Here is a 26,562-nt window from a genome sequence, read left to right on the forward strand (position 1 = left end):
TCAAACAAAACAATTGGACAAAACTGTCCCCTTGTCCCATTTTTATGCTAGGAGGCTTTGTTATATGTTTTATTGTTGCTTCTTCTCATAAGTAGCTGCTTTGGACAGCCTGTTCATAATAGCTGCGCCGATTCCTGCTTGTGTAAATGTTTCGGCCAAAATGATATCCACATCTGTATCATTAAAATAGCGCAGTGCGTAATACAACTTTGCTGCCACTTCCTCTAAGTGGTCTCTGCTGCCACACGCATAATCGTGATCTGCAGCGAGTTGCGTCAACCGTTCATTACTGGCAATGACTCCAACCTTTTTTCCTTCTTGCTGATAGCTTTGGATCTGCGCTTGGAAAAATGCTGAATCGCCACTAATTAAAACGAGCGGTGCATCCGGTTCATAATGATTATATTTCATGCCTGGCGATTTCGGCTGTGCTTCTTGTTCTGTCAGTGTCCCTGCCAGTTCTACTCGTCCAACCGCCTGTTCGATGTCCTGCTTGGTGACACCACCTGGTCGCAGGATAACAGGGACTTCTCCAGTTGCATCGACTACAGTTGACTCAAGCCCAATGCCCGTTGCACCGCCATCGATAATGGCTGCAATTCTGCCATTTAAATCCTGATACACGTGACTAGCGGTCGTCGGACTTGGCTTACCGGACAGATTGGCGCTCGGTGCAGCGATTGGTAAAGCGGCCGCTTCGATAAGATCTCTTGCCACCGGATGAGCCGGTATACGTATCGCGACCGTGTCTAATCCAGCCGTTACGGTCGGCGTTACCGTCCCATTACTTTTTAGAATAATCGTAAAAGGTCCCGGCATAAACTGATCGATTAACGTCTGTGCCATCAGGGAAACGTCCGTGACATAGCGTGCAATTTGGTCACGTCCATGAACATGGACAATTAACGGATTGTCAGCGGGACGCCCTTTTGCCTGAAAAATCTTCGCTACTGCTGGTTCGCTGGTAGCGTCTGCACCTAGTCCGTACACCGTTTCGGTCGGAAAGGCGACAACATCTTGTGCTTGTAACCATTGAGCGGCTTGTTGTAATGCGGATGGTGTAGCATCCAAAAATTCTGTTTTCATACTATCCCTCGTTCTCGATATATTCTATCGTTATTATGAAACGATTCTGTTATTTTCGCAAGGATCTGCAACTATCCACAACCTTTTCCACATCACGAACAAAATCTGTGCATAAACGGCAGTTTTATACACAGATTAATTTCGAAATTATCAGATAGTTTTACTTGTTACCCACAATCGTTACAATGTTATGCACAAATCGCTTTATTCGTGTGAATAACTGTGTTTTTTATCCACATTTGACACAGTGGTTATCCACCAAGAGGCATCGAGTGATTCGTCCAAAACCTGCTCAGTCTGTTGATAACCTAATTGTGTTAATAACTCATTTAATATCGTCGTCTTACTGTGCACAATTAAGGAGGATGCTCCGAAATTGTGGGTTAAGCTTTCTGCTGATTCAAAAATAGTGATCGGTAATAACTTAGAAACGTGCTGCTTCATCACGAGTGTTCGCAGCCAATAGCTGTTACGGTCAACTGGCAGTAAGGAAAAAAAGGCAGCTGGTTGATCCTGTTGATACAAGAAATACCCATATTTTTTCATTTCATCTCGATCGAACATGGCTAACTGCTGGTTAAAAAACGCGTCAAATTCTTGATCGGATATAGAATTTGTTGCTTTTAACATCCTATCACCTCTATCATTTGGTCTTACTACTAATCTATGACGAAATGATAGAGTTATGCCTATTGAAACCATTTTAAGAAGAAAAATGTATATTCTACCTCTTCTTCCTTCTCTTCCGCCTCGTTATCTTCTGATTCCGATTCGGCAGCCTCTTCTTTTTCTTCATCCTGAACGGTTGTACCAAAAGAGAAATCGAGGAAACATAACGGCGGAAAGACGACGCACCACCAATTAGCACCCTTCGCTTCTCCTAGTGAGATAAGAATCGCTTCATATTCACCTGCCGGATATAAATAATGATCATATAATTTCGTTGGGAACTTCACGTCCTTACGGTATTCCACTTTATATTCAACCTGCTCTTCAGCAACAGTATCTGCAACGATTTGCTCTACTTCATCGATTCGAGAAGAAATAAGCTGGCGCGCTTCATCAATGTCATCCATTTTTTCGACCCATTTGGTGACCTCTTGATTGACCGCATCCCGTACTTCCCGTTTGAGTGCCTGATCTTCTTCCTTATCACTATTAGCTAAAATTCGCAGACGAATCGCTTCATCCGGAATCACCTGGTACGCATTTTCGTCCTTGCTTTCTATTTTTTGCGGAAAAAAACCGATAATTAAAAAAATAAGTACAGAAAATAAAAAAAGTTTTCGCATTCTCTTCTCCTCCTAGCTCAATCTTTTGCTAGTCCTATTGTGGACAAGAACGAAAACTTTTAAACTGGTAAACTATTATTTTTTTGCAGAGTCAGGTAAGTAACCATGCACAATCCGGTCTTTTCCGTTGATATCCTGTATCACGCTGGTCTGATAGGCTGGAAATTGGTCCTTGATCATTGCTGATACGGCATCTCCTTGTGTATGGCCAATTTCGAAAAAGAGCGGGCCGCCTTCGGTTAATACGTGTGGTGCCTGGCTGATGATTTGCTGATAGGCATAGAGTCCGTTTTCTTTAGCAAACAACGCAAGCTCAGGATCAAATAGACGCACCGTCTCATTTAAGGAATCAGCCTCCTCATAGGCAATATAAGGTGGATTCGAGACGATCATGTCTACTTTTTTCCCTTCTGTAACGAGCGGCGTCAGGAAACTTCCCTGGTAAAAGGTAATCGCTGCCTGCTGTTCGTCTGCATTACGCCGTGCCATCTGTAAGGCCTGATCCGACAGATCGATTGCCAGCATCTCAATGGGGGATCGCGATTCTTTCGCTAATGTTATCGCGATGACTCCACTGCCTGTGCCAATATCGACACCACTCTGCACAGCGTTGTTCATATGTCCGAGCACATATTGGACGAGCTCTTCCGTTTCCGGACGCGGGATTAAGACGTGCTGATTCACACGAAAGCTTCTGCCGTAAAAGTTTTCCACACCGGTTAAATGCTGTACCGGCACTTTGGTTTCAGCATGTGTGGAAACATTTTTGGAGAATGATTGCCATTTTTCTGCTGGCAGACTGTCACGCAAGCCGAGAAGCAGATCGGTTTTGGTCCAGTTCAGTTCATGCAGCAAAAGAATCTCGGCGACTTTTGGTTCACATTGATGTGCTTCTAAAAAAGAAGAAGCCCATGTCAGGGCCTCATGAATCGTCTTAGAAGTCATCATTATTCACCGATTTCTTCCATCTTTTGCGCTTGTTCTTCGATGATTAATGCTTCAACGATTTCGTTCATTTTACCTTCCAGAATTTGATCAAGCTTTTGAATCGTAAGACCAATCCGGTGATCTGTTACACGGTTTTGCGGGAAGTTATACGTTCTGATCCGTTCCGAACGGTCCCCGGAACCAACCGCTGACTTACGTGTCTGATCGTATTCTGCCTGTGCTTCCTGCTGGAATTTATCATAAATACGAGCACGCAATACCTTCATCGCTTTTTCTTTGTTTTTAATTTGTGATTTTTCATCCTGAATCGATACAACAATACCAGTCGGCTCGTGTGTTAAACGTACGGCAGACATTGTCGTGTTAACCGACTGCCCACCAGGTCCACTTGATGCAAAGGTATCAACGCGGATATCTTTCTCATGAACGTCAACTTCCACTTCCTCTGCTTCCGGCATAACGACTACTGTTGCAGTAGAAGTATGGATACGTCCGCCAGACTCAGTCTCAGGCACACGCTGTACACGGTGCGCCCCATTTTCATATTTCAATTTTGAATAGGCGCCATTCCCGTTGATCATAAAGACAACCTCTTTAAATCCACCGACACCCGTTGTGTTCGAGTCCATAATATCAATCTTCCAGCCCTGCGCTTCCGCATAGCGGTTATACATCCGGAATAAATCCCCGGCAAATAAAGCAGCCTCATCACCACCAGCAGCCCCACGAACTTCCATGATAACGTTTTTGTCATCGTTCGGATCTTTTGGCAATAATAAAATCTTCAGGCGCTCTTCCAATTCTTCCTGTTTCTCCGAAAGCTCCGAAATTTCCATTTTGGTCATTTCACGCATTTCATCATCCAAGTCATCCTCGAGCATTTCCTTCGCATCACTCAACTGCTCCGTAATGTCTTTATATTCACGATACGCCGTAATAATGTCTTGTAAATCCGCCTGTTCCTTCGAATATTCTCTTAATTTCTTCGAATCATTAATGACTTCCGGATCACTCAATAATTCATTTAATTTATCATAACGTGCTTCTAACGATTCTAAACGATCTAACACGCCCTTCACCTCTTTCTACGATTAACGAAACTTCACTAAGTTACAGTATAGTATAAAGCGAGACTTCCTTCAATGGGGAGGGTTGTCCATTGAAGGTTAGCGAAATTCACTTCAATGGATGTTATCCCAAAAAGGAGAGCATAACTACTATTGTACATTATTCGTGCTTATTTAGGTAATTAAAATAAAAAAAGCCTAGTCGCAATATAATTACGACCAGACTAATCTAAACCAGTAACAACCCGACATTTAAACTTTGAAATCGATCTTAGAGTATTTATCGGAAGAAAGTCTATAAAAATCCAGTTCTTCAAATTGACTAACAAAATCATTCCAATCTTCTCTTAATAACTGAATATTTTTATCTATACGCGATTCGGTCTTCTTATTCCAAGATCCATCTAATTGATCTTTTTGGATTTCCTTATATCCCGTCATAACCTCTTCATATTGGTTTTGAAATGGGGGCAATGAGTTTAAATTAGAAAATAACTCCTTGTACTGTTTTTGCTCAACTTGAACATCATGATTACCTTCCTGAATGTTCTTAATGGAATTTTTCATCCGATTTACAATCTGAACATATTCTCCTGCTTTTCCTTTGTCCCGGTTATAAATAGCCTCGTAAACACTTAATGACTTGTTAACCGTCTGATCCAACTTATCGTTTGTGTACTGGTTTGTTATTGAGAGCAGTTCATCTCTAACTGAATCAGGAGCCAGCTTTTCAGCTATAAGGTTTAACTTTTCTTGAGTCTGAAGATGATACATGCTTTCTTTATCACTCGTCCAACCATTTGAAAAATAATCTCCATTACGTTTTAATGCTGTTTTAATTAGTTCTGTTAGCTGATTTTTATCTTCTTCAGGAACCCCTTCTAATTTCCCCAAAAATGAAGAGTAATATTTGTCATAATCTGAGTCATTTTGTTCTTTCTCCTTCATTTCAGTAACTTTCAACCTTAAATCAGCATCTTTTCTCATCTCTCCTACAACATCAGAAAGAGTTAACTTGTCCAACTTTATACTCGCTGAATTCTTAATATCCTCACGTGTTGTTTGATTGGATTCAATACGCAAACTATTATTCAAGTGTAAAGACTGATTATTAAATGTGTTAATGTACAAGTTTAGTCACTCCTTTTAGTGAGGTCGATACATGGAATAAGCAAAATGATAAAGTCAATTCTCATTCGAATCTAATTCGTTACGATTAGAAGTAACAACCAGTTGTATAATATCAGAAGGTCTCAGTAGTCAGTAGCACTAACTTAAGGTAACAAATAACAGTGTGCAATTCGTACAAGTAATGAAACAATAAACTTTTTCATTTTACTTCTTATTTTTTAAAATATAATTCTATAACCTTTATCGGCTTTTTTTTCTTTTTTTAAATATTTTTCCTTATTATAGGTAATAATACCTGTAGTTTAATTTTTTAGTTTTAAATTTGATCCATCCTATACTAACCATTATTTGATAGCTGAACAGTTTGATTTTACTCTCAAGTTTAATAACCTGATTATAAAGCAATTGCAAAAGTATGCGGGGGTAAAAACCAGCACCATTAGCAGAGAAACCTCTTTTATAAATACAACATCAATAAATCCCACCTACTGATGCAGGTGGGATTTATTGAGTTAACTTATGTTCTATTTAATCAAACAAGAAATGTTTTCAAAGTGGTGGATTGACGTGGCATTTACGACATACCGGATAGTAGGCATCATTTCCTCCAATATGAATTTGTTCACCTTTATAGACTGGCTTGCCTCTTTCATCTACACGCAAATTCATAATAGCTTTTCTTGCACAAAACCAACATATTGTTTTCATTTCTTCAATTTTATCGGCATACAGTAAAAAATATTTACTTCCTTCAAACAATTCGTTTTGGAAGTCATTTTTTAAGCCAAAGCCCATTACAGGAATATCAAGATCATCAACGATCTTCGTTAACTGTAGAACGTGTTCTTTGTTTAGGAATTGCGCCTCGTCCACCAGTACACAATGTGGTCTTTGCTCGCAAAACTTAACTACGTCGTATATATTTGATTCTTCATATATTGGAAGTGCTTTTCTTTTAAGACCGATTCTGCTAGAAACGTAACCTATCTCATTTCTGTCATCAATTCCCGAAGTGAAGATTAAAACTGGTTTATCCTGTTCTTCGTAGTTATGGGCTACCTTTAATATTTCGATTGATTTCCCACTATTCATTGCTCCATATTTAAAATATAATTGTGCCACAATTCTCCCCCTTAACCTTCACTTTCCTTTTTATCTGTCTAACAGATATCTCTTCTGGTCCTTCATTGCTGCCTTATCGATTAAAGGTCTTCTGATTTTCCCTAGAGTTTTGTTCTCTATGTGTAAAAATTAGAGACGATTCTCCTGTTGTATTTATGTTAATCGTCTCAATAAACGCAACAGGAGAACCGCCCCTGTTTCATGTACATGTTACGAAAAAGCCCAACCGGCTCTAGCTAACATAAATAAAATTCAATTACCTATAATAGGGATTATATTTACTAGCGTTGCGATGATTTTGATATATTGTATGTGCAAGCGGGGCACGGAGCCTATTTCCGGAGCTTTGCTAAGCAGATTCTATCAAAATCACCACAAAATCAGACAGCTCCATTTTACATAATCCATATGAAGCATCCTTACTTGTACTTTTTCGTAACAGAACTTCCCCGCAGATGCCCCATTTGCTGGCAAAATTGGAGTCGTCATTATCTATATTCATAATCAAAATTGTGTTTTCTAATCAATTTCGGAAATAAAAAACAGGCAAATAATTGATGCATTTGCCTGTTTCGAAGGATTAATATCCTATTATATCTCCGTACAATGAAAAAATACCAATTAGCTAAGGTTGTATTTTTTCTTGAATCGGTCAACACGACCGCCGACTTTGTCAGCTTTTTGCTTACCAGTATAGAACGGGTGAGAAGCTGAGCTGATCTCTACACGGATTAATGGGTATGTGTTGCCATCTTCCCATTCGATTGTTTCATCAGATGATGTTGTAGATCCGCCTAGAAATTTGTAGTCAGAACTTGTATCAAGAAAAACTACTTTTTGGTATTCTGGATGAATGCCTTTTTTCATGTCTGTCCACTCCTTTTGCCCTGAATCCTTAAGAAACAGAGTGAGATTATGCGACGCACGCACTTTTGTCATACAGAAAGATTATAACAATCTCACCTATTGAATGCAAGCTTAATTTAATAAAAATCAATAGCTGGTATCAATTGTCATCTTCCCTTAATTATTTGTCGGTTTTTTTGTCCCTTTTCGCTTCATTTCTTCCTCTAATACAGAAATGAATTCTTCATTATTTTTCGTGGAGCGTAATTTACGCAGGAACCGCTCTAAGAAATCTGGTGAATCCTGCATACTCTTGCGGATCGCCCACATTTTTTCTAAATGCTGCTTCGACACAAGTAATTCTTCTTTACGTGTGCTGGAACGAAGAATATCAATCGCAGGGAAAATACGACGCTGGGCAAGATTACGGTCAAGATGCAGCTCCATATTTCCAGTTCCTTTAAATTCTTCGTAAATCACATCATCCATTCGAGAACCTGTTTCCACGAGCGCTGTTGCCAAAATAGTAAAGCTTCCGCCATCTTCGATATTACGGGCAGCACCGAAGAATCGTTTCGGACGGTGGAACGCTGCAGGGTCAATACCACCAGATAACGTTCTTCCACTCGGAGGAATTACCAGGTTATATGCTCGCGCAAGACGTGTAATACTATCCATTAAGACAACAACGTCTTTCTTATGTTCCACTAAACGCATCGCACGTTCTAGCACAAGTTCTGCTACTTTAATATGATTTTCCGGCACTTCATCAAACGTCGAGCTGACAACATCGACATTCTCGTCAACCGAGCGTTCGATATCCGTTACTTCCTCAGGACGCTCGTCCACCAGCAGGATAATCAGCTTCGTATTTGGATGATTTCTGGTGATACTGTTGGCAATTTGTTTCAACAGCATCGTCTTCCCCGCTTTTGGCGGTGCAACGATCAGTCCACGCTGCCCATAACCAACTGGCGTTAACAAGTCCATAATTCTAGTCGAGATTAACTTCGTGTCTGTTTCAAGGTTCATTAAACGATCTGGATACAATGGGGTCAGAGCTGGAAAGTGTACACGTTCTTTCGCCGCTTCCGGATCTTCACCGTTTACCGCATCTACATGCAATAGTCCATAGTAACGCTCATTTTCTTTTGGAGGACGAACTTTACCGGAGACTTTATCACCGTTACGCAAATCAAAACGACGAATTTGCGATGCCGAGATATAAATATCCTCTGCACTTGGCGAATAATTTATTGGACGAAGGAAACCAAACCCTTCTGTCGGGATAATTTCCAGAATACCATCCATAAATAAGTAGCCGCTTTTCTCTGCTTGTGCTTTTAATATAGAAAAGATTAATTCACGTTTTGTTAATTTAGCATAATAAGACACTTTATATTCTTTCGCTTGTGCATAAAGTTCTTTTAATGTCATTGATTCTAATTCAGAAATTGTTACTTCACTCACAAAATCACCACACCTATTTTTTATGTTGTTCCATCTTTCGTAATTCGAGATTAACCGTTCACAACTTGATAAACACGGGGAATAGCATCAATTCTATGAATTGACTATTATTCAATGGTTAATAAAATTGTTTCAATGTTTTTAAAAATGTAATCAGTTTAGGAAACTCAATTGGAGCACTGAGATCACTTAAAATCCCAAGAAGAGTATGAGATGGAAGCAAGTTATATTTTACTTTTTATTTGATACTTGGAAGAACTCCATTATACGGAAAAATCGAGATCTTGTATTCTTTTTATATAGTACATGGTTAGGACAAGATATTCAACTAATTTTTGCAGAATTTCATATTTTTTATGATTTAGTTTGTGAAAAAATGACTTTTTGTGGAATATAAGGGGCTTTACAGTTCCAATAATGAAAGATGCTCCTTGCAGATATGTATACAATACATATCAACATGACCACTTGCCAGTTAACTTATCAGCACAGTGGTTATTTTGATATGTTTCATGTACTGGGATACCGCTCCGTCCAACCACTTCGCGTCCTGCGGGGCACGGCTGAAGCTAGGCTATTACTAGAATTACTACTCTGCTGCCTTGCACCGAGGAAGCCTACTTCGAAGCGTTACTAGTAGACACAGGTGCAGACGTTGTGGATCTTCAGCGCCTGCCTGTCCCGTGGGAGTCTACGTGGTTGGCCTACGCTAGGATGGGAGCTCTACAACTGATGCGACATGAAGGATATGGACCACTATCTGCATGGATAGCCATTTTTATGATTTATAATGTCTAGCACCACTGCTTTTAGCTCTGCCATTCGTTGTAGCACTTCCCTGAAGCGTAGGAAATAGGCGGAGACTCCTCATGCCTCAGCGCGAGCTGAAGATCCACATCATTTGTGACTGTGTCTGCAAGCATTGCTTCGAAGTGAGCTTCCTCGGCACAAGGCAGCACAGATGTTATTCAAGTAGTAGCCTAGCTGAATCCGTGCCACCAGGACGCGAAGCCTATTTCCGGAGCTTTGCTAAGCAGATAAACTATATCAAAATTACTATTCTATAATACAGCCTTATTTGACACAATCCATATTATAGGAAGTCCATTTCTTGTTCAATGTGCTTACTGCTGTGACTGTGTTTATAGCTTTCTTCTGCGATAAAAAAGAGAAACGCTTGGCGCTTCTCTTTTTTTAGTTATGAATTTTGGAATTGCTGAATTTCTTTTTCTGTCATTTCTTCGCGCCATACTTTTGCTCCGAGGTTTTCTAATTTTTCGGTAATATTGGCATAGCCGCGGTCAATGTGATCTAAACCGGTAATCTCCGTTACACCGTTCGCCATCAGACCCGCTACAATTAATGACGCACCAGCGCGGAGGTCACTCGCTTTTACTTTAGCACCTTCTAGCGGTGTCGGTCCTTGAATGATCGCTGAGCTGCCTTCTACTTTAATCTGAGCGTTCATTCTTCGCAATTCATCGATATGTTTAAACCTTGCCTGGTAAATTGTATCAGTGACAACTCCTGTGCCTTCCGCTTTCGTCATTAGGGAGGTGAATGGCTGCTGTAAATCGGTTGGGAAGCCAGGATGGACTAACGTCTTAATGTCCACGCACTTAAGCTTATCACTTCGAGAAATTAAGAGCTGTTCTTCCCCTTCCTCAATTTGCACGCCCATCTCACGCAATTTTGCCAGCAATGGTTCCAGGTGCTGCGGAATCACATTATCAATCAGTACCTTTTCACCTTGTGCTGCCGCCATGATCGTATAGGTACCCGCTTCAATTCGGTCAGGAATAATCGTATGCATGCAACCAGTCAATTCCTCAACGCCATCGATTCTGATCACATCAGTACCAGCACCTTTGATTCTTGCGCCCATGCTTGTCAATAATGTTGCTACATCAATAATTTCGGGTTCTCTTGCCGCATTTTCAATAACTGTTCTGCCTTTTGCCTTCACAGCTGCCAGCATAATATTAATAGTCGCGCCAACACTGACCACGTCAAGATAGATACGGGCTCCTGTCAATTCTTTGGCACGCAAATAAATTGCACCCTGTTCATTGGTAACAGTTGCACCAAGTGCTTCGAAACCTTTAATATGCTGATCGATCGGTCGTGGACCAAGGTAACAGCCACCTGGCAAACCGATAACTGCTTCTTTAAATCGTCCCAGCATCGCTCCCATGAAATAATAGGATGCTCTTAATTTCTTCACCCGTCCATTCGGTAATGGCATAGCCGTCATCTCAGCCGGGTCAATATGAACAGTTTGTCCTCTTCGTTCCACTGTTCCACCGATTTCTTCTAATAAACAACTTAACGTTTCTACATCTGAAATATCTGGTAAACCTTCAATAATTACTTTCGAATCTGCCAAAATCGATGCTGGTAACAACGCCACCGCACTATTCTTCGCGCCGCTGATCCGAACTTTTCCGTTTAACAAATGGCCGCCCTCAATAAGCAACTTTTGCATGGTATCTATTCCCTCACTTTCAAGGATTCCTGTCGTCATTTTGTCCACTTAACATGTATAATTATAGCTTGTGCAACACTTGCCAAATTTATGTAATAAAAAACACATTAATCTTATTATATCTTATTTATAGAGGTTTTCAAACAGTTGATTCGATGACTATTTGATGAAATAAATGTGGGTTGTTGATGGTGGAGACTTATTGCATGAGTTTGCAGTAATAGAACTAGCCCCTGGGCTGGATCTTGAATAAGGCAGTTATCCAAATGACGAATAGTGCAGCTTTGGACATGAAAAGACAATCGGATTGATTCTTATGGACAGCTTTTTCGTCTTCGCTCATTTTCTGTCCATAAGATCCTTTCTTGCGGACAACTTTTCCGACTTCGCTTATTTTCTGTCCATTAGCTCCATCCTTATGAACAACTTTCACGATCCCTCTAAAAATCCATACAAAAAGCCACTCCGTGAAGAGTGGCTTTACATGTATACTTACGCTTTATTAGAAGAACCGAATTCGCGCATTTTAGAAATAACTGTTTCTTTGATTGCGTCGCGTCCAGGTCCTAAATATTTACGTGGGTCGATCATTTCTGGGTTTGCTTCTAATACTTCACGAACCACTTTTGTTTGTTGGATTTGGTTTTCTGTATTTACATTGATTTTAGATGTACCATAAGAAATGGCCTTTTGAATATCTTTTACAGGGATACCAGTTCCACCATGAAGTACTAATGGAATACCAGCAATAGTGTTGATTTCTTCCATTTCTTTGAATCCTAAGTTTGGTTCACCTTGGTAAGGACCGTGTACAGAACCTAGTGCAGGTGCAAGACAGTCAATACCAGTACGTTGAACTAGCTCTTTACATTCATTTGCATCTGCATACATGATTCCACCTTGTACGCCATCTTCATTACCACCAACTGTACCAAGCTCTGCTTCTACAGAAACTCCGTGGAAATGTGCCAGTTCTACTACTTTAGAAGTAACAGCGATATTTTCATCGAATGGATCGTGTGAAGCGTCAATCATAACAGAAGTGAATCCTGCATGGATTGCTTTCGCACAAGATTCGAAGCTTGAACCATGGTCTAAGTGGATAGCTACAGGAACTGTTGTACCTTGTGCTTCCATTGTTGCTTCAACCATTGCTACTACAACGTTGAAACCACCCATGTATTTTCCAGCACCTTCAGATACTCCTAGGATTACTGGAGATTTTTCTTCTTCTGCTGCTTGAAGAATAGCTTGTACATATTCTAGGTTGTTAAGGTTAAATTGCCCAACCGCATAACGATTCTTATTAGCAGTCTCTAACATTTCTTTCATTGAAACTAATGGCATAATTGCTCCTCCTTTAAGGTATGTATAGACAATTGTTAAAAACAATCGATCATACATCGATAGATTGCACCCATAAATAGAATACCAATTCCGACAAAAAGGTGCAACATCGCAATTCATAGAAAACGCTTACCTCATAAATTTTTTGCGAATTTATGAACATTACACAAAAATGGAAGCTTATTCACTTAACATTCTATTGACTAATTCACGAATATCATTCAATTGAAATGGCTTTCCAATCGTTTCTTTGACGGACTGGAGATTTTCAACATCTTCCTTTGCTTTTTCCGGAAGACCACTCATGATAATGGTCGGTATCATGATTCCTTGTTCTTCTAATTGTTTCACTAATTTTGATCCGTCGATAATCGGCAGTTTATAGTCTAACATCATTAAATCAGGCTTACTTTCTGTCACTTTATCTAATGCTTCTTTCCCGTTTAATGCTAACTCTACCTGATAGCCCTCTTGCTGTATTACCTCTTCTAATAAAAGGCGTATTCCAATTTGATCGTCTACTACTAACACTGTTTTATTCATTATTTGCCAGCTCCTTTATTACGTTTTATCTCTATATAAATAATATGAATCACTGGTTTATGGAAAATGATACAGCATATTATAAGCCCTTTTACTTAATAGTTCGATATAAAGCGAGAAAATCCTGCAAAATTCGTATGAAATACATAATTTATTTACAAAAAATAGATGTTTGGCATACTAATTTAGGAAAATACGCTTGATTGATCATCATTTATTACATGTCCATATTTTGGATGATTTTTCTTATTTTGAAAAAAGTGCATGTGCTGGAAACGGGACTAATTGGTCCAAATAATATACAACTAGCTATTTTGTAGAACTGTATTGCAAAATGCTTATTTTGACATAGATTATCTGCTTAGCAAAGCTTCGGAAATAGGCTCCGCGTCCTGTGGGGCACGGCTGAAGCTAACTTTTGAAAGAAAATTCTTTCCTTTCAAAAGTGGATCTTTAGCTCGTGCTGATCCCACGGGAGTCTCCGCCTATTTCCTACGCTTAAGGAAGTGTTACAACGTATGTAACAGCAGATAGCAGTGGTTCTTGGCATTTTTCCATAGCTATTATATATGCATGCGATCAATATGCTAGCTCTGACAAGTAGCTCAAGTAGCAGCCTAGCTTCAGCCGTGCCCACATGATGCGAAGTGGTTTGCCTGCGCTGATGTATAGCTCCACAATTCATGCAGCAGCTAGGATAACGAGCACTATCTGCGAGATTTACACCTTAGTTTTAATGAAATACAATGTCTAGCACGACTGCTTTGTTAACATAACCCACATTATAGAAACTTAATTTCACGTTCCCTATGATAACTGCTGTATACTCGTCTGATCAAAAAAAGAAAAACAGGAGAATGATCTCCTGTTTCTTGTTTTATCTATTCACTGTTGCGTTAATGAAGCCTTTGAATAGCTCTTGTGGTCTTGTTGGTCTTGATTTGAATTCTGGGTGGAACTGGGATGCTACGAACCAAGGGTGGTCGTTCAGTTCGATGGTTTCTACTAATTTTTCGTCTGGGCTTGTCCCGGAGAAAATGAAACCATGCTCTTCCATTTGGTCACGGTATTGATTGTTGAATTCGAAACGGTGACGGTGACGCTCATAAACAACATCTTCGTTTTCATAAGCTTCTTTTGTTTTGGTACCATCTTTTAATCGACATGGATACAATCCTAAGCGTAATGTTCCACCTAGGTCAGATATATCTTTTTGTTCTGGCAGAAGATCGATGATTGGATAAGGTGTGTTCGGGTCAATTTCTGCTGAGTTCGCACCATCTAATCCTAATACGTGACGAGCGAATTCTACAGTTGCCAGTTGCATACCAAGGCAAATTCCAAGGAACGGCAGCTTGTTTTCACGCGCGTAACGAATTGCTTCAATTTTTCCTTCGATACCACGATCACCGAATCCACCTGGTACTAATAAACCATCGACATCGGCTAATTCAGCAGCAACATTCTCCACAGCTACTTCTTCAGCATTAATCCATTTCACGTCAACATCTGCATCATGTGCAAATCCGGCATGTTTTAATGCTTCGACTACCGAGATATAGGCATCAGGTAACTCCACATACTTTCCTACCAGGCCGATCGTAACTTTCTTCGATAAGTTCAGTACGCGGTCGACGAGTTGATTCCACTCTGTCATATCAGCAGATTGACAATCCAGACCAAAATGATCACATGTTAATTGATCCAATTTTTGCTCCTGCATCGCTAGTGGCACATGGTAAAGAGTATCCGCATCGCCAGATTCCACTACTGCTTTTTCATTAATATCACAGAACAATGCGATTTTTTCTTTCATTTCCTGGCTGATTTTATGCTCTGTACGTAACACAATGACATCAGGCTGAATACCTAAAGAACGTAATTCTTTTACACTATGCTGTGTCGGTTTTGTTTTTAATTCGCCGGCAGCTTTAATGTAAGGTACCAGTGTACAATGGATGTACATAACATTTTCTTTACCGATATTGCTTTTGATTTGGCGAATCGCTTCGATAAATGGTAATGACTCGATGTCCCCAACCGTACCACCGATTTCGGTAATAACGATATCTGCATTGGTCTGTTTACCTGCTTGAAATACTTTGTCTTTAATTTCATTGGTAATGTGCGGGATAACCTGGACTGTTCCACCTAAATAATCGCCACGACGTTCCTTCTTGATGACAGTAGAATAAATTTTACCAGTTGTAATATTGCTGTATTTATTTAAATTAATGTCAATGAATCGCTCATAGTGACCAAGGTCAAGGTCTGTTTCCGCGCCATCATCTGTTACAAACACTTCACCGTGCTGATACGGGCTCATCGTACCAGGATCGACATTAATGTAGGGGTCAAATTTCTGGATGGTTACTTTCAAGCCTCTGTTTTTTAACAGGCGTCCTAATGATGCTGCCGTGATTCCTTTACCAATGGATGATACTACTCCACCAGTTACAAAGATATATTTCGTCACACTGTATCCCTCTTTCTTTAAATGTTCTATTTGTTGCTTAGTATGAATCATTTTTTTCATACTAACTATTGTTAAATAAAGTCGTACATGGTAATAAAAAATAAAAAGCGCTCCCCTTAAGCAGGGGAACGCTGTAAGATTCCTTAAATTATAGAGCCCAATAAAAATTTTACTCAGAAGCTTATCGAAAGTCAAGTCTCTATAAGAACTATTTTTTTATTTATTGTCCTCTTCGTCGTCTTCCTCATCATCATCGTCAAAATCTTCATCGATATCATCGTCGAGATCTTCGTCATCATCAAAATCGAAATCATCTTCATCATCTGACAGATCATCGACATCTGAATCAAGATCTTCATCATCGAAGCCGACAACATCATTATCACTGTCCTGGTCAATGGATTCATCCAGATCTTCTGTTTCATCCACTTCTTCTACTGGTGCTGCTTTCTTTTTCTTCTTCTTGGCTGCTGCCTTTTTCTTTTTCTTCTTCTTCGGAACTGGTGTAATATCTTCATCAATTTCTTCGACTGGATACCATCTCTTTAAGCCCCAAAGGTTCGAGCCTTTTGTCATAAAACGGCCATCTATATTTAAATCAGTATAAAATTGTGAGATCGACATATCCATTTGTGCTTCTGTTAATCCTTTGATCTTCGCTACACGGTCAAAAATCTCACGGAAATTCAATGCTTTATTTTCTTCTTCTAAAATCAATGTTGCAATATCAATCATTGCCATGTCTTCTGCGCGTTCTTTCGTTAAGTCCTGTAAACTCACGTTTCTAGCACCCCTTTATCAAATCTATATGTAAAGCCACTGACTGACTAGTTAAGTTCTACCATCATATTATATGGCTTTGTTTATTGAAATGCAACAATATAACAGGCAACTATTTGTTAATAAATCCGACTAATTTTGTCACTTTTTCTTCGGACAAGTCTCCGGAATTATCAAAAATCTCGATATGATCCTCTGGAATGTCCCAATTAATCGTTGGCACAAAGTCCACTCTTGTTTCGTAATCGCCCCAATTATCCAGCTTCCATGAATCACGAACCGTGCCGCGTTCCTCGATTCGTTTGCGCTGCTGTTCAATGTCTGCCAAGGTTACGACAACCACTTTCACATCAATATCTTCCTTTGTTTTGCCACTTGCTGCAATGACCTCTTCCAACCATTGCTTATTTTTTAGTTCTGCTGTAAATGGAGAAATCATAAAAACATTTTGTCCAACGCGTAAATTTTCAATACATATATCTTTTGTTGTATCGTATTCTAAATCACGAAGATTTTCTTTATAAAAAGAAGAATCACGATCATTCGGGTCCAAATCATTCATTTCCAAAAAACGTTCCACAAAACGACCGCCCACTGTATCACGATCAAGGAAAGCACATGGGATCTGCTCTGTGACTTTCTCTGCTACGGTTGTTTTTCCTGTTCCTGCTACACCAACGAAAAATACTAATTTCTGCACGTTTACACCTCATTTAATATTATCTATTCCTTCTATATGGTAACGTATTATTTTAAAAAACGCATCCATTATGTTGCTTATGTTTTCCCGGTAATTAGGGCAAAGTAAGGAGAAGGTATCTTGATGAAATGGGGAATAGACATGCTTTGGATTTTTCTGATTATCATACTGCTTTTATTAATATGGATTGATTTTCTTATTGGTAATTATCTCGTTTCTATTCATAACAAAAGCCAGCATATCCGCTCTCGCGCCGATAAAGTGGATGTATTTACGACAGGTGATGCATTATTTGATGCGATGCTTACGGATATCGAAAACGCTCGTCATTCGATTGATATTCAATTTTTTATTATTCGCAATGACCGAATCAGTAATCAATTCTATTCGCTGCTTGCAAATAAGCAGGCTGATGGGGTACAGGTTCGCTTCATGGCGGATTGGGCTGGCAGTATTGCTTTTCGTTCCAAATGGGTTTCGGATAAATTCCCGTTTCTTAAAACGAATAAGCCGCGCATTCCCCTTTTTTACCGGATCCAGCAACGGAATCACCGAAAGCTGATGATTATCGATGAACAAATTAGTTACATTGGAGGTTTTAATCTCGGCGATGACTACCTAGGGAAAAATATCGAATTAGGCAATTGGCGGGATTATCATTTACGGCTCGAAGGTGAGATTTCAGAGGTTTTCCAACAATGTTTTGCTATCGATTGGGGCGAGAAAATCGAGCAGAAAAGGACGCATGATGGTGATCTGCAAATTCTGTCCACAGAAGGAAATGTCCTGGAAAAAGAAATTGTTCGTTTTATTAAAGAAAGCAGCGAATCAATCGAAATTGGCTCGCCTTATTTTATTCCGACCAAAAAGATGGAGCTTGCTCTCCATCATGCGATCAAGCGTGGTGTGAAGATAACGATTCTTTTTCCTGATAAGGCCGATCATATTCTGACAAAGGCGGCTGCACTTCCTTATCTGGAAAAAATGCAACACGCCGGTGCATCTATTTATCTGTATACGGATGGATTTTTTCACGGAAAAGTGTTGTTTTTTGATGGGAAAATGTGTGATTTCGGCACGGCCAATTTTGATCGCCGAAGCGTTGAGCTAAACCAGGAGATCAACATCATCGCCACAAACAGCCATCCGCTCTATGACAAGATGCGCACAGCCTTCGACGCCGACATTCAGTCCAGCAAAAAAATGAGCGAGCACTGGATCAAGCACCAGCCGATGTACCTCAAACTGCTAGCCAAGGTGGTTGTACCGATACGGAAATTGTTGTAGCAGGTTTATTTTGTGATTGATCATGTGGGCTGTTATAAGAAAAACTGAGAAAATTGTAATTTTGAAAGGTTGTATATGCGTATCAAAGCTACGGAAATATGGTACGCATATAGGGCTGAAGCACTTTTCTGAAATAATCGCTTCTTTTCTTGACAAGCCCATGTGGTTTGAAATTGATTTAAAAGTGACCATGGTTCGAACTTGGTGTTTCATCAGGCGTTGACTCTTCTCTTGAACCCGCTTCCGCTTGAACTTCCTTCATCTTCGGACGTTGGCTACTCTCTTGAGCCCGCTTTCCCTTGAACTTCCTTCATCTTCGGGCGTTGGCTACTCTCTTGAGCCCGCTTCCGCTTGAACTTCCCTCATCTTCGGACGTTGACTCCTCTTTCAAACCCGCTTTCCCTTGAACTTCCTTCATCTTCGGGCGTTAGCTCCACTCTCAATCCCGCTTCCGCTTGAACTTCCTCTTTCTTCAACCGTTCGTATTCTTTCGATCATTTCTTAAACAAAAAAAGCTGCGAGTTACGCTTCGCAGCTTTTTTGCTTACATACTTTCTGGTGCGTGTACACCGATTAAGTTCATTCCGTTTGATAGTGTGATACGGACTGCTTCCATTAGTGCCAGTCTTGCTTTGGTCGCTTCTACGTCGTCTTCGTTGATAACTTTTTCTGCATTGTAGAAGCTGTGCAGGTTAGCGGCCAAGTCGAAGATATACTGGGTAATGCGGTGTGGCGTACGGTTTTCGGCTGCATCCGCAATAACCTGGGTGAATTCGCCAAGCTTCTTCAGTAAATCTTCTGCTTTTTCTGATTGAAGCAGACTGCTGTCATAGCCAGTAAAGTCAATGCCTTTATCCTGTGCCTGTTTCAGCATCGTACAAATACGCGCGTGCGCATATTGGACATAGTATACAGGGTTGTCATTCGATTGCGATTTCGCCAAGTCCATATCGAAATCAAGGTGAGAATCGGCAGAACGCATCACGAAGAAATAACGCATCGCATCAATACCGACTTCCTCCATCAATTCACGGAGCGTGACCGCTTTACCGGTACGCTTACTCATTTTTACCTTTTCACCATTCTCAAACAGATTGACCATTTGAATGATTTCCACCTCTAACGTGTCTGCATCATAGCCTAGTGCTTGAATGGCGGCACGCATACGCGGGATATAGCCATGGTGGTCTGCTCCCCAAATATTAATTAATTTGTCAAAGCCGCGATCGAGTTTGTTTTTATGGTAAGCAATATCTGGTGATAAATAGGTGTAGGAACCGTCCTGTTTCACTAATACACGATCTTTATCATCATCGAAATCCGTCGTACGGAACCAGGTTGCACCATCCTGCTCATAAATAAAGCCTTTTTCTTTCAAAAGATCAATGGCTGGTACAATTTTCTCTTCTTCATATAACGAAGTTTCGGAGAACCAATGATCAAAATCGACACGGAACTGCCCGAGATCTTTTGCCAATTTATCTAATTCGAACTTCAGACCGTAAGAACGGTAAAAAGCAAACTGGTCTTGCTCAGACTTATCTAGAATGGATTCGCCGTATTCCTTTGCAAGCGTCTCCCCGATCCCAATAATGTCGGCCCCATGGTAACCATCCTCTGGCATTGGAAATTCTTTACCTAATGCTTGCATGTAACGTGCCTGAACCGATAAGGCAAGATTGTTAATCTGATTCCCGGCATCATTGATATAATATTCACGCTGCACCTCATAGCCAGCTTTACTAAGAACGTTACACAAAGCATCACCAACGGATGCACCACGCGCGTGCCCTAAGTGAAGATCACCAGTAGGATTCGCCGATACAAACTCTACCTGGATGCGTTCACCCTTGCCAGTTTCAGAAGCACCGTATGCTTCCTGCTGATCCAGAATGGTCGGAATCAGCTTTGTTAAATAGCTGTTGTCGATAAAGAAGTTTATGAAACCTGGTCCGGCGATGTCCACACTTTTAATCGATGCTTTGGACTGATCTAATTGTCCGGCAATATCTTCTGCAATCTGGCGTGGTGCTTTCTTTGCCACTTTCGCTAATTGCATGGCAATATTCGTTGCGTAATCTCCGTGCGATTTGTCTTTTGGCTGCTCTAATAATACATCAGGAATTTCTGCTTCTGATGCTAATTCTGCGGCTAAGACTGCACGTTTTATTTCTGCTTTTAAATTTTCCTGCATTTCCTGCATCACGTTCATGCAATAACCTCCATTAGTTTTCTTTTTTCACGGTGATGGTCAAACGGTGACGTCTCGGCGGCTCACCATTTAAACTTGTCTGATAGCTGATAAACAGCTTTCCTGCTCTTTGTGCTTCAGGGGATTGATAGAGAATCTGATCTGTTTCAGTTTCCATATGAATCGTACCGAATTGATGTCGATAGACATTTTCCGTCTTTTGCTTTCGCTGGAACTGTTGCAGCATCGATACAGCGCCAGATCGTTTGACGCTGACTTTGTCCGGATGAATCGTGATCAATGAATTGGTTTGTTCCTTATTCTCATTTAATTCACTGAATTTCAAGACCGTCTTTCCCTCATTCTCAAAAAGTTGACCGGTTTCCTCTATTACCGTGACATCCTTCTGAGAAGTATCGACTATTTCCATCGTCATTTTGATGGCAACTTGTGATTTATTCACATTATCATGCTTCCTTTTATTCATCAAGCGTGTTTAACGCTTCTAGTGGTAATTTTGCGTAAAAATAATCATCGCGTTCTTCGATAAATCGCTGGTAGGAAGTTCGCAATAACTGTTTATCCTGCTTAGCAAGCCCTAAATAATATTGCTGGAAGGGCGATAACGTTTCAAAGTCTTCCAATATACGGACACAGGTATCTATGTCATTCTCGGCCAGCGCAATATGGGCTTTCTCTGCCCTGTCTTCACTGGAAATGCCCGCTGTTTGTTTGTAATAAGCAGCAATGAATGCCAGCGTATAGTTCTTCAACCCATAAAAAGCTCGTCCGGCCCCTAATTGTCCGGCAATGTCAATCGCCATGTTCATATGATTCATCGCCTGATCGTAGCTTTCAAATAAATAACCTTGTGCCAGTATGTTATGAATATCGATTTTTTTGCGTGTATTGTTTGTTTCGGTTAATAAGCGATAGCCGTACTTGCGTGATAAGATCATCTCATTTCGCTTCCAATGAAAAACAAACAATGTCTCATCCAGTCTCGATTTAAATAATTGATATTGCAATGGGTCTTTAATATGTGCTAAGTTCTGTTTTATCTTCTCATTAAAGGTACCGATCTTGCCATACTGATGAATATCGAAATAGCAATAGATTTGGACAAGATCTCGTAATATATGGAGCCGATAATCCGTGTCCTTTAGTCTGATCCGGTTGACATATTTAATGCAATACTCCGGATCATCTGGTTTTATTTGTTTTGCTTTCAACTTTTTGCGGTTGTACATGATCTGATAGATTCGTGATGTTTTGCGAAGCTGTTCACTCTCTGCATGCTTTGTTTTATCAATAAGCTCTTTTAACTCTGTTAACAATCCGTTATCGTATAAATATTCCATTGCCGTACAAAGGTTGGCTTCTTTTTCTGTTACTAAACAGATCTCTTTCATATCCTGCAATTCATGTGGATGACCTTTTAACTGTTGATGAACGACATGTAGTGGTATTTCTGTCTCTTTTGTCAAAAACTCATGCATAAATTGATTTCTTCTCATGTGAAAAACCCCTAAACTTTTCGTAAGCTCGTATCATATTTTATCATATTTACAAGCAAACTTACATCTAATCTATACTACTTGGACGGTTTCACCCAGCCAAGCAGCATTTCACGCACGAACTTACTGGCAGCAATCGCCGTTTGTTCTGCAGGATCATAATTCGGTGCTACTTCGACTAAATCTGCACCAACAACGCGAAGATCCGAACGAGCAATCAGATGAATCGCTTCAAGCAGTTCCTTCGACGAAATGCCGCCAGCTTCTGCGGTTCCCGTACCAGGAGCAAAGGCAGGATCTAACACATCAATATCTATTGTGACGTAAACCGGTCTTCCAGCTAATGAAGGCAACACCTTCTTCAATGGTTCAGCCACCTCATATTTTGCCATATGCATGCCGCTTTCTTTTGCATAGCGGAATTCATCGCGGTCACCTGAGCGAATCCCAAAGGAATAGACGTTTTCCGGTCCAATTTTTTCACATACTTTTCGAATCGGTGTCGAATGGGATAAGGCTTCCCCTTCATATTCTTCACGTAAATCTGCATGTGCGTCAATATGTATGACCGCAAGATCCGGATATTTTTGATAAATGGCCTGAATGATCGGCCAGCTGACTAGATGTTCCCCACCTAGTCCAAGCGGGAATTTCCCTTTTGCTAAAATCTGCTCGATATATGACTGGATCATCTCTAAACTGCGCTGGGCATTTCCGAATGGTAACGGAATGTCACCTGCATCAAAATAAGTCACTTCTTCCAGATGACGATCTAAATAAGGACTGTATTCTTCTAAACCAAGCGAGGCTTCACGAATACGGTTCGGGCCAAAGCGGGATCCCGGACGAAAGCTGACTGTCCAATCCATTGGCATCCCGTACAGAATCGCATCGGCGTCTTCATAGGTCGGGCGTGACATGATAAATACTTTGCCAGAATAAGCTTCATCAAAACGCATAGCTCTCATCTCCTCTACTTCGTTAAATCCTCCACAAATTTAGGTAATACAAAGGCTGCATGGTGGATGTTTTTCGTATAATATTTCGTATCCAATTCAAAGAACCGCTCTTCTTTCACCTTCAGCGGGTCATGTATCTTACTGCCTAACGTAAAGGTCCATAATCCACTCGGATACGTTGGTATATTGGCTGTATATAATCGTGTTACCGGAAAAATCTCCTGGACGTCGTGGAATACTTGTTGGATCAGGTCCGCTTTAAACCATGGATTATCCGTTTGCGCGACAAAAATACCGTCATCTTTTAACGCGTTAGCGATACCTGCATAGAATCCTTTCGAGAAAAGGTTCACCGCTGGTCCAACCGGCTCGGTAGAATCTACCATGATGACATCATATGCTTTTTCACTTTCGGCAATATGCATGAATCCATCTGCTACCCGCACTTCTACGCGAGGATCCTCTAATTTACCAGCGATCGATGGCAAGTATTGCTTGGAATATTCAATGACTTTTCCATCAATATCGACCAGTACGGCTTTCTGCACGGATCGATGTTTCAAAATTTCACGGATGACACCGCCGTCTCCCCCACCTACTACTAAGACATCTTTCGGATTAGGGTGGGTAAATAACGGAACATGCGCGACCATTTCGTGATACACGAATTCATCTTTTTCCGTGGTCATCACCATGTCATCTAACAAAAGCATATTGCCCCATTCTGCCGTCTCTACCATATCTAATTTCTGAAAATCGGTTTGCTCGGAATGATAAGTCTGTTTAATTTTTGCTGTAATACCGAAGTTTTCTGTCTGTTTCTCTGTGAACCATAATCCCATCTGGAATCGCTCCTTTATCTATATCCAATCAATTTAGCACGGTGCTAACCGTCCACTAATTGAAATCTCACTTTATTTACTAGGAAACAATACTATTTTAGAGTTTTTCCTTAAAAAATCAAGTAATTCTTTACATTTGATGTTTAGTGACTGGTGGTTTTAACCATAATGCTAATAACAATAGGTTCTCATATATAACAGCTACTGTATAGCAAAAAATATAGATGGGGGTATAGCTGTGAGTCGCAGGCGTAGAAGAAAGAAAGTCCGGGTAATGAAATTATTATTTTTTTTAGTGATGATGGCAGGTTCCTGCCTTGCTGTGCTATTGCTTGCCAGCTTTCTGCTTGGCCCTCCGTCCTTAGAGCGCCCGCAGAATACGATTTACTATGGCAATGCAGAAGAAGTGATCGGGGAAGAATACGGATCAGAAAAAAGATACTGGGTATCCCTCGCGGAGATTGATGATGATTTGGAAAAGGCAACGATCTGGACGGAAGATCAGCATTTCTATGATCATATTGGTTTTGACTTCAAACGATTAATGTCTGCTGTCGTCAAGAACATTACCTCCTTTTCTCTTAAAGAAGGTGCCAGTACGATTACCCAGCAATATGCGCGAAATCTGTTTCTCTCTCATGAAAAGACATGGAAGCGTAAGTTATATGAAGCTTTTTATACGATTCGGTTGGAAATGTACTATGATAAGGATGAATTGCTCGAAGGCTATTTGAACACGATTTACTATGGACATGGCGCCTATGGGATTGAAGCCGCCAGTAAGTATTATTTCAATAAGTCAGCAGAAGACTTAAGCTGGGCAGAGGCTGCCATGCTGGCCGGCATTCCAAAAGGGCCGTCGACCTACTCACCTTTTCACGATGAAGAGAAAGCGAAAAACAGACAAAGGTTCATTTTGGATAATCTGTATGCACATGGAGTGGTCGATGAGACAACCTATCAATCTGCCTTAGCAGAAGAGCTCGCCTTCTCAGAAGATCATGTCATTACAACGCAAAGTGCTGCACCTTATTTTCAGGACGTGGTCGTCGAAGAATTGAAGCAATTGCTGGATGTCGATATGGAGAAGATTCGCTCGGGTGGTTACAAGGTGTACACAACGCTCGATATGAAGCAGCAGCAAGCATTGGAAGATGTCACAGCGCGGGACGTTTCCAACAAAGAAATCGAAATTGGCGCAATGGCAATGAATCCTCATTCAGGTGCAATTACCGCATTAATCGGCGGACAGGATTACGAGGCGTCATCCTTTAACCGTGTGACACAGGCACAGCGGATGCCAGGCTCCTCTTTTAAACCATTTCTTTACTATGCCGCATTGGAAAATGGCATGACGGCAGCGACCACCCTGATGAGTAAGCCGACGTCATTTGAGCTTGCGGATGGTAAGATGTATCAGCCTAGTAATTACAACGATTATTATGCTAACGAACCGATTACGATGGCACAGGCTTTGGCATTATCGGATAATATTTTTGCCGTGAAAACGAATCTTTACCTGACGCCGGAGCGCTTCGTACGTGTCGTCAAGGATAAATTCGGCTTCAAAAGTGAGCTGGATGCAGTACCGGCATTGGCACTCGGTACAGAGGTCGTAACGATGCAGGAAATGGTGCAAGGATACGGTATGATTGCAAATGGCGGCGCTGAGGTAAATTCTCACACGATAACGAAAGTAACCGACGCATACGGCAAAGTGCTGTACGACCGGGAAGAAGTGCAGAAGGAAGATGAGGCGTGGAGCCTTTTTCCGAAAGAAGATGATAAACAAGTGCTGGACGAAGCGTATACGTTTATCTTACAGGATCTGATGAAAGGTATGTTTAATCATGAACTTGATGGCTATATGCAAGTGACGGGGTCATCGATCGCCAATCAGCTGACCCATGAATACGCTGGTAAATCGGGCACAACCAATTCGGATAACTGGATGATCGGCTTCAGTCCATCGCTTGTAGCCGGTGTGTGGACGGGCTATGATGATAACCGCGACATTACCAAGACGAATGATAAGCATTTTGCCAAGCAGGTCTGGGCTGATTTCATGGAAGCGGCACACGAGGATTTACCGGAAGAACATGTTGTGAAACCGGATAACGTAGTTGAAGTCAATGTTGACTTGAATACCGGACTTTTGGCAACAGAAGATTGCGGACAGACGCATAAGATGTATTTTGTAAAAGGAACAGAACCGACGAAACAATGTACGTTGCATTTAGATGATGGCTTCACACCGGAACACCCTGATGATCTCAATGAAGGGATTCCAGACGACGCTTTACTGGAGAACTGGTGGGAATGGCTGTGGACAGGCGAAGACGAGCAATAGATCGCTATTAACGGAAAAAGGCTGGGCAAATGCCCAGCCTTTTCCGGTCCTAGTAACAAAGAGTTACCATGTGTGTTCATTTTATAAAAAAAGGAACGGAGTCGACAAGTAAAATGTTGTCAA

Annotated in this window: 22 protein-coding genes; 2 read left to right on the plus strand and 20 right to left on the minus strand. The window is 40.8% G+C overall.

Annotated features, from left to right (window positions below):
* Positions 1-69 precede the first annotated feature (69 nt).
* From MUN87_RS09485 to MUN87_RS09555, 15 genes are all read right to left on the minus strand, one after another.
* Positions 70-1,086 carry an L-threonylcarbamoyladenylate synthase gene (locus MUN87_RS09485; protein WP_244747528.1) on the minus strand — a complete coding sequence of 339 codons (1,017 nt, stop codon included), beginning with the start codon at positions 1,084-1,086 and terminating at the stop codon, positions 70-72.
* Between the two features lie 204 nt (positions 1,087-1,290).
* A complete protein-coding gene (locus tag MUN87_RS09490) occupies positions 1,291-1,716 on the minus strand; it encodes a hypothetical protein (RefSeq protein ID WP_244747529.1) in 426 nt (141 codons plus the stop codon).
* A 59-nt stretch (positions 1,717-1,775) separates the two neighbouring features.
* Positions 1,776-2,378, minus strand: a complete 603-nt coding sequence (spoIIR, locus tag MUN87_RS09495) for a stage II sporulation protein R (protein ID WP_244747530.1) — start codon at positions 2,376-2,378, stop codon at positions 1,776-1,778.
* A 75-nt stretch (positions 2,379-2,453) separates the two neighbouring features.
* Positions 2,454-3,326 carry a peptide chain release factor N(5)-glutamine methyltransferase gene (prmC, locus tag MUN87_RS09500; RefSeq protein WP_369414018.1) on the minus strand — a complete coding sequence of 291 codons (873 nt, stop codon included), beginning with the start codon at positions 3,324-3,326 and terminating at the stop codon, positions 2,454-2,456.
* Entirely contained in the window at positions 3,326-4,396 is a 1,071-nt protein-coding gene (gene prfA, locus MUN87_RS09505; protein ID WP_244747531.1) for a peptide chain release factor 1, read from the minus strand. The genes prmC and prfA overlap by 1 nt, the downstream gene beginning before the upstream one ends.
* A 249-nt stretch (positions 4,397-4,645) precedes the next feature.
* Positions 4,646-5,524, minus strand: a complete 879-nt coding sequence (locus MUN87_RS09510) for a hypothetical protein (protein WP_244747532.1) — start codon at positions 5,522-5,524, stop codon at positions 4,646-4,648.
* A gap of 549 nt (positions 5,525-6,073) precedes the next feature.
* Positions 6,074-6,646, minus strand: a complete 573-nt coding sequence (locus MUN87_RS09515; protein WP_244747533.1) for a thymidine kinase — start codon at positions 6,644-6,646, stop codon at positions 6,074-6,076.
* Between the two features lie 621 nt (positions 6,647-7,267).
* Positions 7,268-7,513 carry a type B 50S ribosomal protein L31 gene (locus MUN87_RS09520; protein ID WP_244747534.1) on the minus strand — a complete coding sequence of 82 codons (246 nt, stop codon included), beginning with the start codon at positions 7,511-7,513 and terminating at the stop codon, positions 7,268-7,270.
* 156 nt (positions 7,514-7,669) lie between these two features.
* Positions 7,670-8,962, minus strand: a complete 1,293-nt coding sequence (gene rho / locus MUN87_RS09525) for a transcription termination factor Rho (RefSeq protein WP_244747535.1) — start codon at positions 8,960-8,962, stop codon at positions 7,670-7,672.
* Positions 8,963-10,160: 1,198 nt separating this feature from the next.
* Positions 10,161-11,447 (minus strand): UDP-N-acetylglucosamine 1-carboxyvinyltransferase, encoded by a 1,287-nt coding sequence (gene murA, locus MUN87_RS09530; RefSeq protein ID WP_244747940.1) that lies wholly within the window; start codon positions 11,445-11,447, stop codon positions 10,161-10,163.
* Between the two features lie 492 nt (positions 11,448-11,939).
* Complete coding sequence (gene fba / locus MUN87_RS09535) at positions 11,940-12,794, minus strand: class II fructose-1,6-bisphosphate aldolase (protein WP_244747536.1); 855 nt, start codon at positions 12,792-12,794, stop codon at positions 11,940-11,942.
* Between the two features lie 180 nt (positions 12,795-12,974).
* Entirely contained in the window at positions 12,975-13,337 is a 363-nt protein-coding gene (locus MUN87_RS09540) for a response regulator (RefSeq protein WP_244747537.1), read from the minus strand.
* 877 nt (positions 13,338-14,214) lie between these two features.
* On the minus strand, positions 14,215-15,813 hold the full coding sequence (gene pyrG, locus MUN87_RS09545; protein WP_244747538.1) for a CTP synthase: 1,599 nt from the start codon (positions 15,811-15,813) through the stop codon (positions 14,215-14,217).
* A gap of 216 nt (positions 15,814-16,029) precedes the next feature.
* Complete coding sequence (gene rpoE / locus MUN87_RS09550; protein WP_244747539.1) at positions 16,030-16,593, minus strand: DNA-directed RNA polymerase subunit delta; 564 nt, start codon at positions 16,591-16,593, stop codon at positions 16,030-16,032.
* 112 nt (positions 16,594-16,705) lie between these two features.
* Entirely contained in the window at positions 16,706-17,293 is a 588-nt protein-coding gene (locus MUN87_RS09555; protein WP_244747540.1) for a P-loop nucleotide/nucleoside kinase family protein, read from the minus strand.
* Between the two features lie 123 nt (positions 17,294-17,416).
* Here MUN87_RS09555 and MUN87_RS09560 point away from each other — a divergent pair, with 123 nt between their 5' ends.
* The gene (locus MUN87_RS09560) at positions 17,417-18,580 is read left to right on the plus strand and encodes a phospholipase D-like domain-containing protein (RefSeq protein WP_244747941.1); all 1,164 of its coding nucleotides are present in this window, start codon (positions 17,417-17,419) and stop codon (positions 18,578-18,580) included.
* A gap of 544 nt (positions 18,581-19,124) precedes the next feature.
* On the opposite strand, the gene argS is transcribed toward MUN87_RS09560, so the two are convergent.
* The 5 genes from argS to speE form a co-directional block, all read right to left on the minus strand.
* A complete protein-coding gene (gene argS / locus MUN87_RS09565) occupies positions 19,125-20,792 on the minus strand; it encodes an arginine--tRNA ligase (protein WP_244747541.1) in 1,668 nt (555 codons plus the stop codon).
* A gap of 13 nt (positions 20,793-20,805) precedes the next feature.
* Complete coding sequence (locus MUN87_RS09570) at positions 20,806-21,234, minus strand: YwiB family protein (protein ID WP_244747542.1); 429 nt, start codon at positions 21,232-21,234, stop codon at positions 20,806-20,808.
* Between the two features lie 16 nt (positions 21,235-21,250).
* On the minus strand, positions 21,251-22,288 hold the full coding sequence (locus MUN87_RS09575) for an AimR family lysis-lysogeny pheromone receptor (RefSeq protein WP_244747543.1): 1,038 nt from the start codon (positions 22,286-22,288) through the stop codon (positions 21,251-21,253).
* A 77-nt stretch (positions 22,289-22,365) separates the two neighbouring features.
* The gene (speB, locus tag MUN87_RS09580; RefSeq protein ID WP_244747544.1) at positions 22,366-23,247 is read right to left on the minus strand and encodes an agmatinase; all 882 of its coding nucleotides are present in this window, start codon (positions 23,245-23,247) and stop codon (positions 22,366-22,368) included.
* A 14-nt stretch (positions 23,248-23,261) separates the two neighbouring features.
* Positions 23,262-24,089, minus strand: a complete 828-nt coding sequence (gene speE, locus MUN87_RS09585; RefSeq protein ID WP_244747545.1) for a spermidine synthase — start codon at positions 24,087-24,089, stop codon at positions 23,262-23,264.
* A 274-nt stretch (positions 24,090-24,363) separates the two neighbouring features.
* Between speE and MUN87_RS09590 the strand changes: the two genes are divergently transcribed.
* Positions 24,364-26,439, plus strand: coding sequence for a transglycosylase domain-containing protein (locus MUN87_RS09590; RefSeq protein ID WP_244747546.1), 2,076 nt, complete (start codon positions 24,364-24,366; stop codon positions 26,437-26,439).
* Positions 26,440-26,562 lie beyond the last annotated feature (123 nt).

This window comes from Gracilibacillus salinarum, assembly GCF_022919575.1.
In the GTDB taxonomy this organism is placed as follows: domain Bacteria; phylum Bacillota; class Bacilli; order Bacillales; family Amphibacillaceae; genus Gracilibacillus; species Gracilibacillus salinarum.

Coding starts and splice junctions, on each gene's coding strand:
- murA (WP_244747940.1), bottom strand. CDS start 11,447: ATGCAAAAGTTGCTTATTGAGGGCGGCCATTTGTTAAACGGAAAAGTT.
- fba (WP_244747536.1), bottom strand. CDS start 12,794: ATGCCATTAGTTTCAATGAAAGAAATGTTAGAGACTGCTAATAAGAAT.
- MUN87_RS09575 (WP_244747543.1), bottom strand. CDS start 22,288: ATGAGAAGAAATCAATTTATGCATGAGTTTTTGACAAAAGAGACAGAA.
- MUN87_RS09485 (WP_244747528.1), bottom strand. CDS start 1,086: ATGAAAACAGAATTTTTGGATGCTACACCATCCGCATTACAACAAGCC.
- MUN87_RS09590 (WP_244747546.1), top strand. CDS start 24,364: ATGAAATTATTATTTTTTTTAGTGATGATGGCAGGTTCCTGCCTTGCT.
- MUN87_RS09560 (WP_244747941.1), top strand. CDS start 17,417: ATGAAATGGGGAATAGACATGCTTTGGATTTTTCTGATTATCATACTG.
- MUN87_RS09490 (WP_244747529.1), bottom strand. CDS start 1,716: ATGTTAAAAGCAACAAATTCTATATCCGATCAAGAATTTGACGCGTTT.
- MUN87_RS09520 (WP_244747534.1), bottom strand. CDS start 7,513: ATGAAAAAAGGCATTCATCCAGAATACCAAAAAGTAGTTTTTCTTGAT.
- MUN87_RS09540 (WP_244747537.1), bottom strand. CDS start 13,337: ATGAATAAAACAGTGTTAGTAGTAGACGATCAAATTGGAATACGCCTT.
- speE (WP_244747545.1), bottom strand. CDS start 24,089: ATGGGATTATGGTTCACAGAGAAACAGACAGAAAACTTCGGTATTACA.
- argS (WP_244747541.1), bottom strand. CDS start 20,792: ATGAACGTGATGCAGGAAATGCAGGAAAATTTAAAAGCAGAAATAAAA.
- spoIIR (WP_244747530.1), bottom strand. CDS start 2,378: ATGCGAAAACTTTTTTTATTTTCTGTACTTATTTTTTTAATTATCGGT.
- speB (WP_244747544.1), bottom strand. CDS start 23,247: ATGCGTTTTGATGAAGCTTATTCTGGCAAAGTATTTATCATGTCACGC.
- prmC (WP_369414018.1), bottom strand. CDS start 3,326: ATGATGACTTCTAAGACGATTCATGAGGCCCTGACATGGGCTTCTTCT.